This is a genomic window from Bradyrhizobium sp. AUGA SZCCT0105, assembly GCF_018129565.1.
In the GTDB taxonomy this organism is placed as follows: Bacteria; Pseudomonadota; Alphaproteobacteria; order Rhizobiales; family Xanthobacteraceae; genus Bradyrhizobium.
Map to the genome: position 1 here is coordinate 333,412 of NZ_JAFCMK010000006.1, position 16,792 is coordinate 350,203.

A 16,792-nucleotide genomic window follows, 5' to 3' on the forward strand; every position below is an offset into this window, starting at 1 on the left:
ATCGATGACATACCGCAAACCTGCGACTCTGACGGTGCTGGCAACGGTCATGCTTGCGGTCTTGCCGAACCTTGCCATCGCACAGATGAGCCATCAGCACGCCTCCGAAGCGGCCTGCGACGAGACCGTGCTGCGCTGCGCGACCAAGGTCACGCCTGCCTTCGCGCCGGACGGGACGTTGTGGCTGGCCTGGATGGCCGGAGGCCAGATATCCGTCGCGAGCTCGAAAGATCGGGGCAGGAGCTTTTCCACGCCGGTGCAGGTGACGCGGGAGCGGCTCAATCTGGATTGGGGGCCGGACGCGCGGCCGAAGGTTGCGATCGACGCCAAGGGGGAGCTCGCGTTGGCTTTCTCGACCTTCCGCGATCAAGCCTTCAACGGGCAGGTGCTGACCACGCGGTCGACCGATGGCGGGCGCAGCTTCGATCCGCCGAAGCCGGTCACCACCAACAACGAGAGCCAGCGGTTCGAGGCGATCGGCTTCGATCCAGCCGGCGCCGTGTTCGCGGTCTGGCTCGACAAGCGCAACCGGGTGCCGGCGCAGCAGCGCGGCGAGAAGTATGACGGTGCCGGATTGTTCTTTGCGACTTCGAAGGACGGTGGCGCGACCTATTCCGATGCGCGGCTCGTGGCCGACAACACCTGCGAATGCTGCCGTCTCGCCCTGGCGTTCGATGGTGCCGGCCATCCGGTGGTCGTGTTCCGGAATATTTTCGAAGGCGGCGTGCGCGACCATGCGATCGTGACATTCAACGATCTGGCTACGCCCGGCGAGGTGCATCGGGTGAGCCGCGACGACTGGCAGATCGCGGCATGCCCGCACCACGGTCCGAGCCTGACCATCTCGTCCGCAGGAACCTACCACGTGACGTGGTACACCAACGGAAAGGCGCGCAAGGGATTGTTCTATGCGCGGTCACGCGACGGCGGCAAAACCTTCTCCGATCCGCTTCAGATCGGTCAGCCGAACCGCAGCCCGTCACGGCCGCAGATCATCGCAGGGCCGCGGGGGCTTGTGATGGCCTGGAAGGAGTTCGACGGGCAGAAGACATCGATCAATCTGATGACATCGCACGACGATGGAGCGACATGGTCGAAGCCCACTGATATCGCCGACACCGCCGACAGCTCCGACCATCCGCTGCTGGTCTCGGACAGTCGGCAGACCTACCTGTCGTGGATGACGAAGGCCGACGGCTACCATTTTCAAGCGATCGAGGGCGAACCATGAAACGTCATTTGCTCGCTGCTCTTGTCCTGCTCGCAACGCTGCCGTCCGCACTGGCGGCGGGCGAGGGCGCGCCGAAGCCGTTCGAACGCGGCAGCTGGCAGAAGCTGCTGCATGCGCATGCCGGTCATCCGACCCTGGTGCACTTTTGGGGCGTGACCTGCGGACCATGCAAGGTCGAACTACCGCAGCTTGGCCAATTCATGAAGGATCATCCCGATGTCGACGTCGTCACGATCAGTGCGGACTTGGTTCCGAACCTTCCCGAGGCGACGCGATCGATGCTCGATCACGCCGGGCTCGCTTCCGCCGAAAACTGGATTTTTGGCGACGGCTTTGCCGAGCGATTGAGGTTTGAGATCGATCCGGCGTGGCAAGGTGATATCCCGCGCACCATGCTGATTGCGCGTGACGGAACGATCACAACGATCGAAGGATCGGCCGAAACCGCCGATCTGAACAAATGGTCTGAAGCCCAGGCCGCAACAATCCGATAGCACAACTACTTCAATCTGAAAGGAAGCCGTCACCATGAAATCGTTCTCTCGCATCCTCGCCCTCACGACGCTGACTGCCGCGCTCGTGTCCACGTCCGTACGCGCGGAGGACGTCAAGGCCGGCGACCTCGTGATCACGCGGGCGTGGACGCGCGCGACGCCGAACGGCGCCAAGATCGGCGGCGGCTATCTGACGATCGAGAACAAGGGGACGACGCCCGACCGGCTGGTGTCGGGCTCCGGCGACGTCGCCGGCAAGATCGAAGTCCACGAAATGTCGATGGACAATGGCGTCATGAAGATGCGTGCGCTCGACAAGGGACTGACCATCGAGCCGGGCAAGATCGTGAAGCTCGCACCGGGCGGCTATCACCTGATGATGTTCGACCTGAAGAACCCGCTGAAGCAGGGCGACAAGGTGCCAGTCACGCTCGAATTCGAGAAGGCCGGGAAGGTTTCGGTCTCGCTGGACGTCCAGGCTGTCGGTGCGCAGGCGCCGGGTGGCGGCGACCACTCCGGCCATGGCGACCATTCCGGTCACATGGACATGAAGAAGATGTGAGGAAGCCATGCGATCACACACGCTCTTCATTGCCACGGCTGCGCTGCTCGCAGCGTCGCCGGCGGTCGCTCATATCACGCTTGAAGGAAAGCAGGCGGCGGTCGGTACGTATTATAAGGCTGTCTTCGCCGTGCCGCATGGCTGCGCGGGATCGGCGACGATCAAGATCCGCGTGCAGATTCCGGAAGGCGTCATCGGGGTGAAGCCGATGCCGAAGCCCGGCTGGACCCTCGACACGGTCACTGGCAAATATGCTACCCAGTACGACTTTCACGGCGCCAAGCTCACTGAGGGCGTGAAGGAAGTCGCCTGGAGCGGTGGCAAGCTCTCCGACCAGAACTACGACGAGTTCGTGATGCAGACGTTTCTCACCGACACGCTGAAGCCGAACACCACGTTGTATTTTCCCGTCGTGCAGGAATGCGAACAGGGCGTCAGCCGCTGGATCGATATCCCGGCCGAAGGGCAGGGCGGCTGGCACGACCATGGCAGCAAGACGCCGGCGCCCGGCGTCAAGCTGTTGCCGAAGTCGTAAGCCGTGCGGGCGGTCGCAAGTCTGGTTGTAACGGGCCTGGCTGCGCTGCTGTTGGCGCTGTGTCTTGCGACCTCGGCCCGTGCGCATGCCGTTCTGATCGCCGCTGAACCTGCGGATGGCAGCGTGGTGACGGAGGCACCGAAGACAGTGGTGCTCCGCTTCAACGAGGCGGTGGCGCCGACCGCGGTCAGCCTGCTCGACGCTGCGGGCAAGCCGCGCGACGTCGCGATCCGCGCCGTCGATCAATCTGTCATGGTGACCCTGCCGGCGGACTTGCCTCAGGGTACGCAGGTGGTCAGCTATCGCGTGGTGTCGCAGGACGGCCATCCGGTCGCGGGCTCGCTCTTGTTCTCGATCGGCGTCGTCACCGGCTCGGCGGCGCCAACTGGCGACGGCGTGCTGCATGCGCTGATCTGGCTGGCACGGCTCGGGCACTATCTCGGGCTGTTTGCCGGCGTCGGCGGTGTGTTCTTTGCTGCATGGATCGGGCAGGGCCCGGCCGGCGAACGGCTGATCATGTGGTCGCTGGCGATCGGCCTCATCGGCGCGGTCGCCTCGCTTGGCTTGCAGGGCGTCGACCTGCTGAACCTGCCGATCACGGGCATCCTGACCTGGGCGGCGTGGGCCAGCGCCGCCGGCACCAGCCTGTTTCCTGCACTGCTGCTCGCGATTGCTGCGATGTTGATCGCGGCGATCGCCTGGCGCAGCCCGTCGTTCAGCGCGGCCTGGATCCGCACCGCGGTCGCAATGATCTGTGTCGGGCTGTCGCTTGCGGTCAGCGGTCATGCCGCCACTGCCTCTCCGCAATGGCTGACGCGGACCGCGCTGTTCATCCATGGCGTTGGCCTGGCGTTTTGGATGGGTGCGCTCGGGCCGCTGGCGGTGCTGGCCTGGCAGCGCAAGGATTCGCTGCTGCGGGTGCTCGGGCGCTTTTCAACGCTTGCGGTGCCGGTCGTCGCGTTGATCGCCTTGTCCGGCCTGGCACTCGCTGTCGTTCAGCTCGAAAGCTTTGGCGCACTGGTCGACACCGGATACGGCAACATTCTCCTCGTGAAACTTGTGCTGGTGTCGCTGTTGCTCACGCTCGCTGTACTGAACCGGCTGGTGTTCACGCCGGCGATCGCGCGCGAATTTCACCGCACGCGGCCGCTGCAGCGCTCGATCGCGCTCGAGTTCGTGCTGATGATCGCGATCCTCGGTCTCGTCGCGCTATGGCGCTTCACGCCGCCGCCGCGCGTGCTGGCAATGTCAGACGACGTTCCGCTCGCGGTCCACATCCACACCGATGCCGCGATGTTCCAGGTGCTGATCGCGCCGGGCAAGGTCGGACAGAACGAATTTGTGCTGCAACTGATGAACGGCGACGCGAGCCCGTTCGCCGCCAAGGAGGCGACGTTGACGCTGAGCCTGCCGGATCGCGGCATCGAGCCGTTGGAACGCAGCGCCGCGCTGGGTCCCGACGGCTATTGGCACGTGAAGAAGGTGCCGTTGCCGGTCCCGGGCCGCTGGCACATGCAGATCGACGCCCTGGTGACCGATTTCAGGAAAGTGACGCTGGAAGACGATTTCGAGGTCAGGTAAACGCACGATCAGCGCGCCGGGCACGTCGGCGGGACGCAAATCGCTCAAATGGCGGAAAATAGCCTGATTTGAAGGGCTTTTGTCATTTGGCGGCCTTGTGTTTTCACAGCCGATCCGGTTTCACTGCTGCGCTTCCCACGCTTTCCTGATTCCCGAGTAACGCCATGCGATTGTCGCGGTTTTTTCTGCCCATCCTGAAAGAAAACCCGAAAGAGGCGGAGATCGTCTCGCATCGGCTGATGCTGCGCGCGGGCATGATGCGGCAGGAGGCGGCCGGCATCTATGCCTGGCTGCCGCTCGGCTTCCGGGTGCTGAAGAAGATCGAGCAGATCGTTCGCGAGGAGCAGAACCGCGCCGGTGCGCTCGAGCTCTTGATGCCGACGCTGCAGCTTGCCGATCTCTGGCGCGAAAGCGGCCGCTACGACGCCTATGGCCCGGAGATGCTGCGCATCCTCGATCGTCACAAGCGCGAGCTGTTGTACGGACCGACCAATGAGGAAATGATCACCGAGATCTTCCGCTCCTACGTCAAGTCCTACAAGAACCTGCCGCTCAACCTCTACCACATCCAGTGGAAGTTCCGCGACGAGCAGCGTCCGCGTTTCGGCGTGATGCGCGGCCGCGAATTCCTGATGAAGGACGCCTATTCGTTCGACCTCGACGAGGCCGGCGCACGGCGCTCCTACAACAAGATGTTCGTGGCTTATCTGCGCACCTTCGCGCGAATGGGCCTGAAGGCGATCCCGATGCGGGCCGAGACCGGCCCGATCGGCGGCGACCTCAGCCACGAATTCATCGTGCTGGCGGAGACCGGCGAGTCCGGCGTCTACATCAACCGCGATGTGCTGGACCTGCCGGTGCCGGGCGAGGACGTCGACTATGAGGGCGATCTCACGCCGATCATCAAGCAGTGGACCTCGGTCTATGCGGCGACGGAGGACGTCCACGAGGCTGCGCGCTTCGAGCAGGAAGTGCCTGAAGCCAAGCGGCTCAACACCCGCGGTATCGAGGTCGGCCAGATATTCTATTTCGGCACCAAATATTCCGACACCATGAAGGCGATGGTGGCGGGCCCCGATGGCGTCGACGTGCCGATCCATGGCGGTTCCTACGGTGTCGGCGTATCGCGTCTGGTCGGCGCGATCATCGAGGCCTGTCACGATGACGCCGGCATCAAGTGGCCCGAGGCGGTCGCGCCGTTCCGCGCCGCGATCCTCAACCTCAAGCAGGGCGATGCCGCGGTCGACGGCGCCTGCGAGCAGCTCTATCGCGAGCTCTCGGCGAAGGGCGTCGATGTGCTCTACGACGACACCGATCAGCGCGCCGGCGCCAAGTTCGCCGCGGCCGATCTGATCGGTATCCCCTGGCAGATTCTCGTTGGGCCCAAGGGGCTCGCGGAAGGCAAGGTCGAAGTGAAGCGCCGCAGCGACGGTTCACGCGAGAACATGAGCCCCGCGGACGTGGTCGCGAAGCTCGCGGGTTAAAGTTTATTCACGCCGTATCAATCGGCGGGGTAATCCGGCCACATTTGACCCGAATCATGGGATTATCGAGAGATGGATGAGACCATGAGCGAGCCAGTCCGTACCCCGCCTTTTGCGCCATTCGAATGGCTGCTGTCCGGACGCTATCTGCGCGCGCGCCGCAAGGAAGGGTTCATCTCGGTCATCGCCGGCTTTTCGTTCCTCGGCATCATGCTCGGCGTTGCCACGCTGATCGTGGTGATGGCCGTCATGAACGGCTTCCGCAAGGAGCTGCTCGACAAGATCCTCGGCCTCAACGGCCACCTTCTGGTGCAGCCACTAGAATCGCCGCTGACCGACTGGAAGGATGTCGCCGACCGCATCAGCCAGGTGCAGGGCATCCGTCTGGCCGCGCCCGTCGTGGACGGACAGGGGCTCGGCTCGTCGCCGTTCAACGCGGCCGGCGTCTTCATCCGCGGCATTCGCGCCGACGATCTCAACAACCTCACCTCGATCGCCAAGAACATCAAGCAGGGCACGCTCGAGGGCTTCGACGAGGGGCAGGGGGTTGCGATCGGCCGCCGGCTTGCCGACCAGCTCTCGCTGCATGCCGGCGACATGATCACGCTGGTTTCGCCGAAGGGCGCGGTGACGCCGATGGGCACCACGCCGCGCATCAAGCCCTACAAGATCACGGCGGTGTTCGAGATCGGCATGTCGGAATACGATTCGACATTCGTGTTCATGCCGCTGGCGGAGGCGCAGGCCTATTTCAACCGCAACAACGACGTGTCTTCGATCGAGGTGTTCACCACCAATCCGGACAAGATCGACACCTACCGCAAGCTGGTGACGGAGGCGGCCGGGCGGCCGGTCTTCCTTGTCGACTGGCGGCAGCGCAACTCGACGTTCTTCAACGCGCTGCAGGTCGAACGCAACGTGATGTTCCTGATCCTGACCATGATCGTGCTGGTCGCAGCGCTCAACATCGTCTCCGGGCTGATCATGCTGGTGAAGGACAAGGGCCAGGACATCGCGATCCTGCGCACCATGGGCGCCTCGCAGGGCTCGATCATGCGAATCTTCCTGATCACCGGCGCCTCGATCGGCGTGGTCGGAACGCTGACCGGCTTTGCGGTCGGCATGCTGATCTGCCTGAACATCGAATCGATCAGGCAGTTCCTGTCATGGCTCACCAACACCGAGCTGTTCTCGCCGGAACTGTATTTCCTCTCCAAGCTACCGGCTGAGGTCGATTTCGGCGAGACGCTCGCCGTCGTGATCATGGCGCTGACGCTGTCCTTCCTTGCGACGCTCTACCCGTCGTGGCGCGCCGCGCGCCTCGATCCGGTCGAAGCGCTCCGGTACGAATAGGAGCGCACATGGCAGAGGGGGCGGAAGACGTACCGGTCGTCTATCTTCATGATATCAAGCGGGAATACAGGCAGGGCGAAGCGACGCTGACGGTCCTGAACGGCGCCAAGCTGGCGCTGTGGGCCGGTCAATCGGTGGCGCTGGTGGCGCCGTCGGGATCCGGCAAGTCGACGCTGCTGCACATCGCGGGCCTGCTCGAGAGTCCCGATGAGGGTGAGGTCTATGTCGCGGGCACGCCGACCTCGCAGATGTCCGACGTCGACCGCACGCAGATTCGCCGCTCCGATATCGGCTTCGTCTATCAGTCGCACCGGCTGTTGCCGGAGTTCTCGGCGCTCGAGAACGTCATGCTGCCGCAGATGATTCGTGGCCTCAAGCGCTCCGAAACCGTGAAACGCGCGACCGAGATCCTGTCCTATCTCGGACTTGGCGACCGCATCACCCATCGTCCCGCCGAGCTCTCGGGCGGCGAACAGCAGCGTGTGGCGATCGCGCGCGCGGTTGCGAACGCACCGCGGGTGCTGTTTGCGGACGAGCCGACCGGGAATCTGGATCCGGGAACGGCCGATCACGTCTTCAACGCGCTGATGCAACTCGTGAAGGCGACCCGGGTCGCGATGCTGATCGCGACCCACAACATGGATCTCGCCGCACGGATGGATCGCCGGGTGTCGCTGTCGAACGGCCAGGTCGTCGAGCTCGAATAGCGCTTCGCGCGAAGTGGGTCGCGGTTCGTGTGAAGAACGCTCGCTAAGCGCAGGAATCTAGGGCCTTTTCCGCTCTGATTATATCGGAATGGAAAGGGCTTGAGCCCTCAATAAGCGGGGCGAGGCCGTCTGCCAGACTGGCTCGGCCGACGATCGATCGGCGGCCCGGCATAATAGGGATTGTTGATGCACATCGCGGCGAGGCCGGACGCTGAGGCGCGGCACTGCTCCAGCGAGGTGTAGCCGCAGTCGGTATCCTCACCGCCCCATCGGTAGTTCGTCTTGCAGACCGGCGAGGTCGAATCGTATTTCTGGGCATTGGCTGGCGTACTTGCGATGGTACCCAGCGCTAGGAGCGCCGGAAACAGTACAAGAATCAGGTTTCGCATCAGAAGCTCCAGTCGATCTGGCACCGGCAACGCTCGCGCCGAACATCCGTGCGAATAGGCACCGGCGTGCGGGAGCGATCAATTCACATTCCCGCGGCGGCGACGCCCGGCCGGGTGTCAGTGAATGAACAGGTCGAAAAAATTGCCCTCACGGCGGTCCCGCGGGGCGACGTGCAGATAGGAGCGCGGGTCGTTGTCGCCGGCATAATAGGGGTTGGCGATGCAGTTCTGTCCGATGCCGGAGGCGGTGGCGAGGCACGCCTCATAGGACGGATAGGAGCAGTTGCTGAGACCTGGATAGCGGTCGCCCTGGATGCAGAACGGGTAGCGCACGCCGACGGCATGGGAGGGCGCCGTACCAAGCGTAGCGAGCGCGACCACAGACGCCGCAGCAGCAAGAATCATCGTCCGCATGGGCATTCCTTATCGCTGCGAAGATTCGATCTGGGCGACGATCCAAATCGGACAAGCCGGTTCCGGTCAACACGATCTTGCGCGCAGCCGCGCAAGCAGCTTTGAATTGTGAAGATTGTGCGGCAGCTATGTGGCGAAAGTTCCAAGAAGTGCCTGTAACGCAGTATTAACTTCAAATTTGAGCGAAGTCGTTTGGGCCTGCCTGTTGCAGCGAAGTTACAGCAATTCCGACGGGGGCTGCTATGACGGTGTCTCGCGGCCTTGGGGGCCTGTAGAAAAAGTTGGAACGGGAAAATGAAAAAGATTTTGCTTGTCACCGCCAGCCTGCTCGCGCTCAGCGCGACCGCTGCCTCTGCGGCTGACCTCGCGGCTCGCCCTTACACGAAGGCTCCGCCGCCCATGGTTGCCGCTGTGTATGATTGGACCGGCTTCTACATCGGTATCAACGGTGGTTGGGGCCAGAGCCACGACAACCGTTCGGTCGACGGCTTCGGCCAGGCCGGCAGCTACGATGCCAACGGCGGCACCGTCGGTGGCCAGGTCGGCTACCGCTGGCAGACCGGCGGCTGGGTCTGGGGTCTGGAAGCTCAGGGCAACTGGGCTGACTTCTCCGGCAGCACCGGCAACCTGCTGGTCCCGGGCGGCACCGTTCGCTCGAAGACCGATGCGTTCGGCCTGTTCACCGGTCAGATCGGCTACGCCTGGAACAACGTCCTGCTGTACGCCAAGGGCGGTGCTGCGGTCACCGATCGCAACTACCAGTTCCTGGCACCGGGCGGCGCGCTGGCGTCCTCGACCGGCTACGACACCCGTTGGAGCCCGACGGTCGGCGTTGGCCTCGAATTCGCCTTCACTCAGGGCTGGTCGCTCGGCGTCGAATACAACCACATCTTCGAAGACACGCACGGTGCGACCTTCGTGACCCCGGCTGGCGTCGGCGTGACCGGCTTCCACACCGGTGGCGACACCGACATGGTCCTCGGCCGTCTGAACTACAAGTTCGGTGGCCCGATCATCGCGCGTTACTGATCGCTCGCTTAATCCAAGCGGCATCGAAAACCCCGGGCTTCGGCCCGGGGTTTTTTGTTGGCCTGGCGGATTAGCCATTGTGGCGAGTGGGCGGGGATGGAAAACAACCGGCTCTGGGGGCATATTTGCTCCCATGGGACGGTGGCTAAAAGCGGCCTTGGTCATTTTCGGAGTGTGCGCCGGATGGATGGTCATTGGTTACTTGGCCTTCGATGCTGATGACGATGACGTCGTCCAAACCATCGTGGCGCATAAAAAATCGCACAAATGACCCTAAACGCCCCAGAGGCCCAACCAGCTCGCCAAGCGGATCATTGATATTGCTACGGGCGAGGCGCCTGACCGCGATCCTACGCCGGAGGAAGAGCGCAAAGACCTGGCTGCCGTCCATCGTGGCAAGCTGGGCGGCGTCAAGGGCGGCAGGGTGACGGTGGCAAACCTTACAAAGAACGTCGCGTAGATCGCCAGGGCAGGCGCTAAAGGTCGATAGCATCTTCGGCTTTCAGAGCAGGGATGAAGCGCTGGAATGGGCGCGCGCGAAGTCGCAGGGCTGGCTACTGCAGAATAGAACTAGAGGCGCTGCCAGCTCCCGCCACGATTAACCAAGGGATTTTCTTTCGCGGTCAGCTTTCAAACTGACCCACTGCCTCGCTTGACTGGCGATTATGTACTTGGAACCACAAGCCGCAAGTCATAGTAAATGCGCTGCGGACGGTTCCGGTTCGGGGCCGGATGCTGGCGCGCCCGAGGTGACCCCCGTCATGATTTCGGCGGGGCGTCGGGTTCTGTCGGACTATGATCCGGGGTGGACGGATGAGGATCGGCTGGTGTCTCGGATTTTTTCCGAGATGCTGCAATTGCGTCCTCGATAACGCCTTTCAGCGTGTAGACATAGGCGGAGGTGCTGATGATGTTGGTGTCTATTTCCTTCATTCGCGCGCGTGGAAAATGCTCTCCGTAGACTAAATCTGGACTTGCCGAGTTCCGTCTCAGGGATGTGGCAGATGGTTCGGAGCCGTAATCGCGGCCCCAAATTCCGTGCACAATGAGGTTTCTGTCCTGCTCTAGGTTCTGAACGGTTGTTTGGAGATTCTTGAATACCTCCGACATTGGAGGATGGCGCGCATCGATCAGCTTGCGCAACATCTTCATCCGGGCTCTCATCTGGATGTCCGCCGTCAGTGCTCGCCCTGTGGGCGCTTTGACTTCGAGAATGGCCCAGATCAAGCTTTCAACTGTGTGTTCCAGATAGGACCAGTGGATCGCGATTAGGCCTATGTCGTAAACTTCTCGGCGCAACAAACCTGGATGAAGGGTCATTTGAAAAAGCCCATCGAACAATTTGACGAGAAAGAAGCGCAAGCACGTTTCGAGGCGGCGCTGCGTGGCGCACTCAAGACGCCTCATAGACCGCTAAGGCAAAATAAGACGCCCAAGAAGGCGGCCAAAAAGGGCAAGACTCAAGCGAAAAAGTAGGGCAACCTCCCCGTGTGGGGAGCTATCAATGCCTGAAACGTTTTGGATGCTGACGAGCACTGCTTGGACGGCCATTGGAGCAATGGCGAACGTCATTTATTCCGGCCTAACTCTTTTTCTTGTCATCTTTGCGTATGTGCAAATCACCTCTGCACGCAGCGAGGCTAGAATTAACCGCACACTTGCCGTGTGTGACAGATACGATCTCGACCCGCAATTGGATGCCTTTTGTCGCAAAATTGCGGCGGCCCGCGACAATGGCGACTTGGAGAAGAACCCGCGTTCCTATCGCCTCGATATGTGCAGCATACTGAACTATCTGGAATCTATGGCGATTGGTGTCGAACGCGGCCTGTATGACAAGGAAGTGGTCAGGGACTATATGGAACCTATCCTAAGGGGGTACGTTCAAGAGTTCATCAAAAGCGGGCTTTTAGAAAGGGCAAAACCCATTGAACCCGTCCACGATGATGTGCTTAACACTGAGCAGTACTTCAGCGGCACCATCAAGCTAGACAAGGAATGGGCCGAGAACCCGAAGGGTAAGTAACATGGCAATGCCAAAGCTGTAGGCCTCTTAAGTCCGCCGATAATGCTTCGCCCGCCAGCGAAGAAATCGCCGCGCTAGCCGGGACAGATCACGTTTAGTGAGGTTGGCGATACGTCAGACGCTTGCCAGCCGCGCCTTTGATGGCAAGGTCCGCGCGTTCCCCGTCGCCAATACCAAGCGCAACGCGGTTGCTGTAACGGAAGTCAAATTCTGAAAGATAGCGGTGCAGGTGCTTCTCAGCGCAATGCTGATAGACGCCCTTCATGCCGCGCTTGAAGATCGAATAGTAGCCTTCCACCGTGTTGGTGTGGATCACGTAGTCAGCGCCGCCCGGAAATTCCTTCGCGTTGGTATAGCGAACATATTCCTCGCTGCGATGGTGGACGGTGTCATGGCGCAGGAACTTGCGGCCAAGCTCTTTGTACCAGCCAGCCTCGTCGGTCATCAGTTTTGACTCGCGGCTGATGTTGGCGGTGATGATGGGCGCGATATCCGCAATGCGCACGCCATCAACGTGGAAGCTCCGAACAGAGCCGCCGCGCTCTACAAGGGTTAAAACCGTGTTCTTATTGGACACGCCATGGCGGCCCTTCTTGGGCGCGCCGACCGGGCGACCAATATAGGTTTCGTCTACCTCAACCGTCTTTGCACCGCCGCCCAGAGGGGGCAGCAAGCCGCCTGAGCGCATCGCTTCGCGAATGCGGTGGGTCAAGAACCACGCCGACTTATAGGTGATGCCAAGCGCCCGGTGGAGCTGGTGCGAGCTGATGCCCTTCTTGCTCGATGCCATCAGGTAGAACGCCTGAAGCCAGACGTTGAGCTTGATATGGCTGCTTTCCATTACGCTCTTGGTGGTGACGGAGAAGTCCTTGCGGCACTCCTTGGTGCGGCAACGGTAGACGCCCGGCTTCTTGGTCAGGAAGGACTCGTTGACGGTGCCACAGTGCGGGCAAACGCGATCGGAGCCCCAGCGAAGGGCTTCAAGGTAGTCGCGGGCCGCTTCCGGGCTCTGGAAATGAGGGGCGTTGAACTGAGACATGGCAATAAATCCGGTTCCAATGCCCTATTTACTATACCTTGGGCCTTGTGGTGTCAAGTATATAATCGCCGCTTGACTCTGAGAACAAAAAAGGAACAATGTTCTTCATACGTTCCAGTTCAGGGAGAGCGGCCATGTTGAAGATTTTCGTGCAGGAAGCTGCAGCGCTGGCATCGATCACGCTGTTCGTCGGGATGATCGCGGTTTGGGCCCAGCTGATCACCCAGTTCTGAAATGTGCCCGCAGGGACAGGGGCATAGGTTGCTTCTGGGGAAAAGCGGGACGCCCTGCCGCCACGCCGTGTTCGGCGTGGACTTGGCAGGGCCGAGGCCCCACGATGGGGATGCGAGTCGGGTCTGATGCTTTCGAGCTCCGGATTGGGCACTCGCGCCATCCCTGCCTTCAAGAGACCCTCGAGCAGCCATGCCGAATGCCGGATTCGTTCATCTTCACGTCCATTCCGCCTATTCGCTGCTGAAGGGCTCGATCAAGATCGCCAAGCTCGGCGAACTCGCCAAGGCCGACCGTCAGCCGGCGCTGGCGCTCACCGACACCGACAACATGTTCGGGGCGCTGGAATTCTCCGACAAGATGGCCGGCTACGGCATCCAGCCGATCGTCGGCTGCGAGCTGGCGGTGGATTTCGGCGATGTCGACCCCAATACGCGGAGCATCCTGGCGACGACGGGGCCGACGCGAATCGTGCTGCTGGCGGCCCGCGAGCGCGGCTACCGCAGCCTGATGCGGCTGAACTCGCGGGCGTTCCTGGAGACACCGGTCAACCAGACCCCGCACATCAAGCTCGACTGGCTCACCGACGACGCCGAGGATCTGATCGCGCTGACCGGTGGTCCCGACGGGCCGATCGCGCTGGCACTGCGCGCCGAGCAGGCCGCGCTGGCCGCGACCCGCTGCGAACGCCTGGCGAGTCTGTTCGGCGACCGTCTCTACATCGAATTGCAACGCCACGGCATCGACAAGGAGCGCCGCACCGAGGGCGGTCTGATCGATCTCGCCTACAGCAAGGGCCTGCCGCTGGTTGCGACCAACGAGCCGTATTTCGCCAGCAGTGACGACTACGAATCGCATGATGCGCTGCTGTGCATCGCCGGCGGCCACTTGATCGCCGAGACCAACCGCGAGCAATTGACCCCCGATCACCGCTTCAAGACCCGTGCGGAAATGGCGGTGCTGTTTGCCGATATTCCGGAGGCGCTGGCCTCGACGGTGGAGATCGCCGAGCGCTGCTCGTTCCGGCCGAAAACCCGCAAGCCGATCCTGCCGTTCTTCACGGTCGGTGCCGCCGCCAGCTCCGATGCCGCCGCGGACGAAGCCGCCGAGCTGAAGCGCCAGGCCGAGGAGGGGCTCGCCAACCGTCTGCGGGTGCACGGTCTCTCGCCGGGAATGACCGAAGAGGACTACAGCAAGCGACTGGCTTTCGAGCTCGACGTCATCACCCGCATGAAATATGCGGGCTACTTCCTGATCGTCTCGGACTTCATCAAATGGGCGAAGGCGCAGGGCATTCCGGTCGGACCGGGCCGCGGCTCCGGTGCGGGCTCACTGGTCGCCTGGGTGCTCACCATCACCGACCTCGATCCGATGCGCTTCGCCCTGCTGTTCGAGCGCTTCCTCAATCCCGAGCGCGTCTCGATGCCGGATTTCGACATCGACTTCTGCCAGGACCGCCGCGGCGAGGTGATCCAGTACGTGCAGGAACGCTACGGCCGCGACCAGGTGGCGCAGATCATCACCTTCGGTACGCTGCAGGCGCGCGGCGTGCTGCGCGACGTCGGGCGCGTGCTGCAGATGCCGTACGGGCAGGTCGACAAGCTGACCAAGCTGGTGCCGCAGAACCCCGCGGCTCCCGTGACGCTGGCGCAGGCGATCGAAGGCGAGCCCAAGCTACAGGCGTTCCGCGACGAGGATCCGGTGGTGGCGCGTGCGTTCGACATCGCGCAGCGCCTCGAGGGCCTGACGCGCCACGCCTCGACCCACGCTGCCGGTATCGTGATCGGCGACCGGCCACTGAGCGAGCTGGTGCCGATGTACCGCGATCCGAAATCCGACATGCCGGTCACCCAGTTCAACATGAAATGGGTCGAGCCGGCCGGCCTCGTGAAGTTCGACTTCCTCGGCCTCAAGACGCTGACGGTGCTCGATGTCGCGGTCAAGCTGCTCAAGCAGCGCGATGTGCACGTCGATCTCGCGACGCTGCCGATCGACGATGCGCCGAGTTACCAGATGCTGGCCCGGGGCGACGTCGTCGGCGTGTTCCAGGTGGAAAGCCAGGGCATGCGGCGCGCGCTGATCGACATGCGGCCGGACCGCTTCGAGGACATCATCGCGCTGGTGGCGCTGTATCGCCCGGGCCCGATGGCGAACATCCCGACCTATTGCGCGCGCAAGCACGGCGATGAGGAGTCGGAATATCTGCATCCGATCCTGGAGCCGATCCTGAAGGAGACCTTCGGCGTCATCATCTATCAGGAACAGGTGATGCAGATCGCGCAGCAGATGGCTGGCTATTCGCTCGGCCAGGCCGACCTGCTGCGCCGCGCGATGGGCAAGAAGATCCGCGCCGAAATGGACAAGCAGCGCGACATCTTCGTCGCCGGCGCGATGAAGAACGGCGTTGGGAAGGGGCAGGCGGAGACGATCTTCGAGCTGCTCGCCAAGTTCGCCGACTACGGCTTCAACAAGAGCCACGCGGCGGCCTATGCGCTGGTGTCGTACCACACCGCCTATATGAAGGCGCATTACCCGGTCGAGTTCCTCGCGGCGTCGATGACGCTCGAACTCAACAACACCGACAAGCTCTCCGAATTCCGCTCCGAGGCGCAGCGGCTCGGCATCAAGGTCGAAGCGCCCAACATCAATCGCTCCGGCCCGACCTTCGAGGTCAGCGGCAACACGATCTACTACGCGCTCGCCGCGCTGAAGGGTGTCGGCATCCAGGCGGTGGAGCAGATCATCGAGGAGCGCAACAGGAAGGGCGCCTTCACCTCGCTCGCCGATTTCGCAGCAAGGGTGAGCCCGCGCGCCGTCAACAAGCGGATCATCGAAAGCCTTGCGGCGGCCGGCGCGTTCGACACGCTGGACCCGAACCGGGCCCGCGTGTTCGCCGGAGCCGATGCGATCCTGGCCGCCTGCCAGCGCAGCCACGAGGCGGCAACCTCGGGCCAGAACGACATGTTCGGCAGCGCTCCGGATGCGCCCAGCATCATGCTGCCGCAGGTCGAGCCATGGCTGCCCGCGGACCGGCTGCGGCGCGAATATGATGCGATCGGCTTCTTCCTGTCGGGTCATCCGCTCGACGACTACGCGACCGCGCTGAAGCGGCTGCGCGTGCAATCCTGGGCGGAGTTCTCGCGTGCGGTGAAGACCGGCGCGACAGCGGGCAAGGTCGCGGCAACCGTGGTGTCGCGCATGGAGCGGCGCACCAAGACCGGCAACAAGATGGGCATCATGGGCCTGTCGGATCCGACCGGCCATTTCGAGGCGGTGTTGTTCTCCGAGGGCCTCGCGCAGTACCGCGATGTGCTGGAGCCCGGCGCGGCCGTGCTGCTGCAGCTCGGCGCCGAGCTGCAGGGTGAGGATGTACGGGCGAGGGTGCTGCACGCCGAGCCGCTGGATCACGCCGCTGCCAAGACGCAAAAGGGTCTGCGGATCTTCGTGCGCGACACCAAGCCGCTGGATTCGATCGCACGCCGGCTCAACATGCCGGACGCCGCGGCCGCCCCGGGCGCGTCCGCAAAGGCACCAGCGGTGAAGCCGGCCTCCGCGCCGCCACCCGCGGCTGGCGCCGATGGCGACGTCTCGCTGGTGATGATGCTGGACCTCGAAACCGAGGTCGAGATGAAGCTGCCCGGCCGCTACAAGGTCTCGCCGCAGATCGCCGGCGCGATCAAGGCGGTCGCGGGCGTGGTCGACGTGCAGACGCTGTAG

Annotated in this window: 17 protein-coding genes; 12 read left to right on the forward strand and 5 right to left on the reverse strand. The window is 62.8% G+C overall.

Annotated features, from left to right (window positions below):
* Positions 1-4: 4 nt before the first annotated feature.
* The 8 genes from JQ573_RS27635 (at position 5) to JQ573_RS27670 (ending at position 7,947) form a co-directional block, all read left to right on the forward strand.
* On the forward strand, positions 5-1,231 hold the full coding sequence (locus JQ573_RS27635) for a sialidase family protein (RefSeq protein ID WP_212314832.1): 1,227 nt from the start codon (positions 5-7) through the stop codon (positions 1,229-1,231).
* Entirely contained in the window at positions 1,228-1,725 is a 498-nt protein-coding gene (locus tag JQ573_RS27640; protein WP_212315467.1) for a TlpA disulfide reductase family protein, read from the forward strand. The genes JQ573_RS27635 and JQ573_RS27640 overlap by 4 nt, the downstream gene beginning before the upstream one ends.
* A 34-nt stretch (positions 1,726-1,759) precedes the next feature.
* Positions 1,760-2,287, forward strand: coding sequence for a copper chaperone PCu(A)C (locus tag JQ573_RS27645; protein ID WP_212314830.1), 528 nt, complete (start codon positions 1,760-1,762; stop codon positions 2,285-2,287).
* A gap of 7 nt (positions 2,288-2,294) precedes the next feature.
* A complete protein-coding gene (locus JQ573_RS27650) occupies positions 2,295-2,822 on the forward strand; it encodes a YcnI family protein (protein WP_212314829.1) in 528 nt (175 codons plus the stop codon).
* A gap of 3 nt (positions 2,823-2,825) precedes the next feature.
* Complete coding sequence (locus JQ573_RS27655) at positions 2,826-4,403, forward strand: CopD family protein (protein WP_312011648.1); 1,578 nt, start codon at positions 2,826-2,828, stop codon at positions 4,401-4,403.
* 164 nt (positions 4,404-4,567) lie between these two features.
* Positions 4,568-5,887 carry a proline--tRNA ligase gene (gene proS, locus JQ573_RS27660; RefSeq protein WP_212314827.1) on the forward strand — a complete coding sequence of 440 codons (1,320 nt, stop codon included), beginning with the start codon at positions 4,568-4,570 and terminating at the stop codon, positions 5,885-5,887.
* A 72-nt stretch (positions 5,888-5,959) separates the two neighbouring features.
* On the forward strand, positions 5,960-7,240 hold the full coding sequence (locus JQ573_RS27665) for a lipoprotein-releasing ABC transporter permease subunit (protein ID WP_021079195.1): 1,281 nt from the start codon (positions 5,960-5,962) through the stop codon (positions 7,238-7,240).
* 8 nt (positions 7,241-7,248) lie between these two features.
* On the forward strand, positions 7,249-7,947 hold the full coding sequence (locus JQ573_RS27670) for an ABC transporter ATP-binding protein (RefSeq protein WP_212314825.1): 699 nt from the start codon (positions 7,249-7,251) through the stop codon (positions 7,945-7,947).
* 107 nt (positions 7,948-8,054) lie between these two features.
* Here the strand turns inward: JQ573_RS27670 and JQ573_RS27675 are convergent, their stop codons facing one another.
* Entirely contained in the window at positions 8,055-8,336 is a 282-nt protein-coding gene (locus JQ573_RS27675) for a DUF3551 domain-containing protein (RefSeq protein WP_212314824.1), read from the reverse strand.
* Between the two features lie 117 nt (positions 8,337-8,453).
* Positions 8,454-8,750 (reverse strand): DUF3551 domain-containing protein, encoded by a 297-nt coding sequence (locus tag JQ573_RS27680; protein ID WP_249132405.1) that lies wholly within the window; start codon positions 8,748-8,750, stop codon positions 8,454-8,456.
* 294 nt (positions 8,751-9,044) lie between these two features.
* Between JQ573_RS27680 and JQ573_RS27685 the strand changes: the two genes are divergently transcribed.
* Positions 9,045-9,779 (forward strand): outer membrane protein, encoded by a 735-nt coding sequence (locus JQ573_RS27685; RefSeq protein WP_092114616.1) that lies wholly within the window; start codon positions 9,045-9,047, stop codon positions 9,777-9,779.
* A gap of 145 nt (positions 9,780-9,924) precedes the next feature.
* On the opposite strand, the gene JQ573_RS27690 is transcribed toward JQ573_RS27685, so the two are convergent.
* Both JQ573_RS27690 and JQ573_RS27695 read right to left on the reverse strand, forming a co-directional pair.
* On the reverse strand, positions 9,925-10,272 hold the full coding sequence (locus tag JQ573_RS27690; RefSeq protein ID WP_212314820.1) for a hypothetical protein: 348 nt from the start codon (positions 10,270-10,272) through the stop codon (positions 9,925-9,927).
* A gap of 266 nt (positions 10,273-10,538) precedes the next feature.
* On the reverse strand, positions 10,539-11,099 hold the full coding sequence (locus JQ573_RS27695) for a hypothetical protein (RefSeq protein WP_212314818.1): 561 nt from the start codon (positions 11,097-11,099) through the stop codon (positions 10,539-10,541).
* Between JQ573_RS27695 and JQ573_RS27700 the strand changes: the two genes are divergently transcribed.
* Positions 11,100-11,255, forward strand: a complete 156-nt coding sequence (locus JQ573_RS27700) for a hypothetical protein (protein WP_212314816.1) — start codon at positions 11,100-11,102, stop codon at positions 11,253-11,255.
* A 28-nt stretch (positions 11,256-11,283) separates the two neighbouring features.
* Complete coding sequence (locus JQ573_RS27705) at positions 11,284-11,805, forward strand: hypothetical protein (RefSeq protein WP_212314814.1); 522 nt, start codon at positions 11,284-11,286, stop codon at positions 11,803-11,805.
* A 94-nt stretch (positions 11,806-11,899) separates the two neighbouring features.
* Here the strand turns inward: JQ573_RS27705 and JQ573_RS27710 are convergent, their stop codons facing one another.
* Positions 11,900-12,844: an IS1595 family transposase gene (locus JQ573_RS27710; protein WP_212314813.1), complete on the reverse strand. Its 945-nt coding sequence runs from the start codon at positions 12,842-12,844 to the stop codon at positions 11,900-11,902.
* A 423-nt stretch (positions 12,845-13,267) separates the two neighbouring features.
* Between JQ573_RS27710 and dnaE the strand changes: the two genes are divergently transcribed.
* Positions 13,268-16,792 (forward strand): DNA polymerase III subunit alpha, encoded by a 3,525-nt coding sequence (gene dnaE / locus JQ573_RS27715; RefSeq protein ID WP_212314811.1) that lies wholly within the window; start codon positions 13,268-13,270, stop codon positions 16,790-16,792.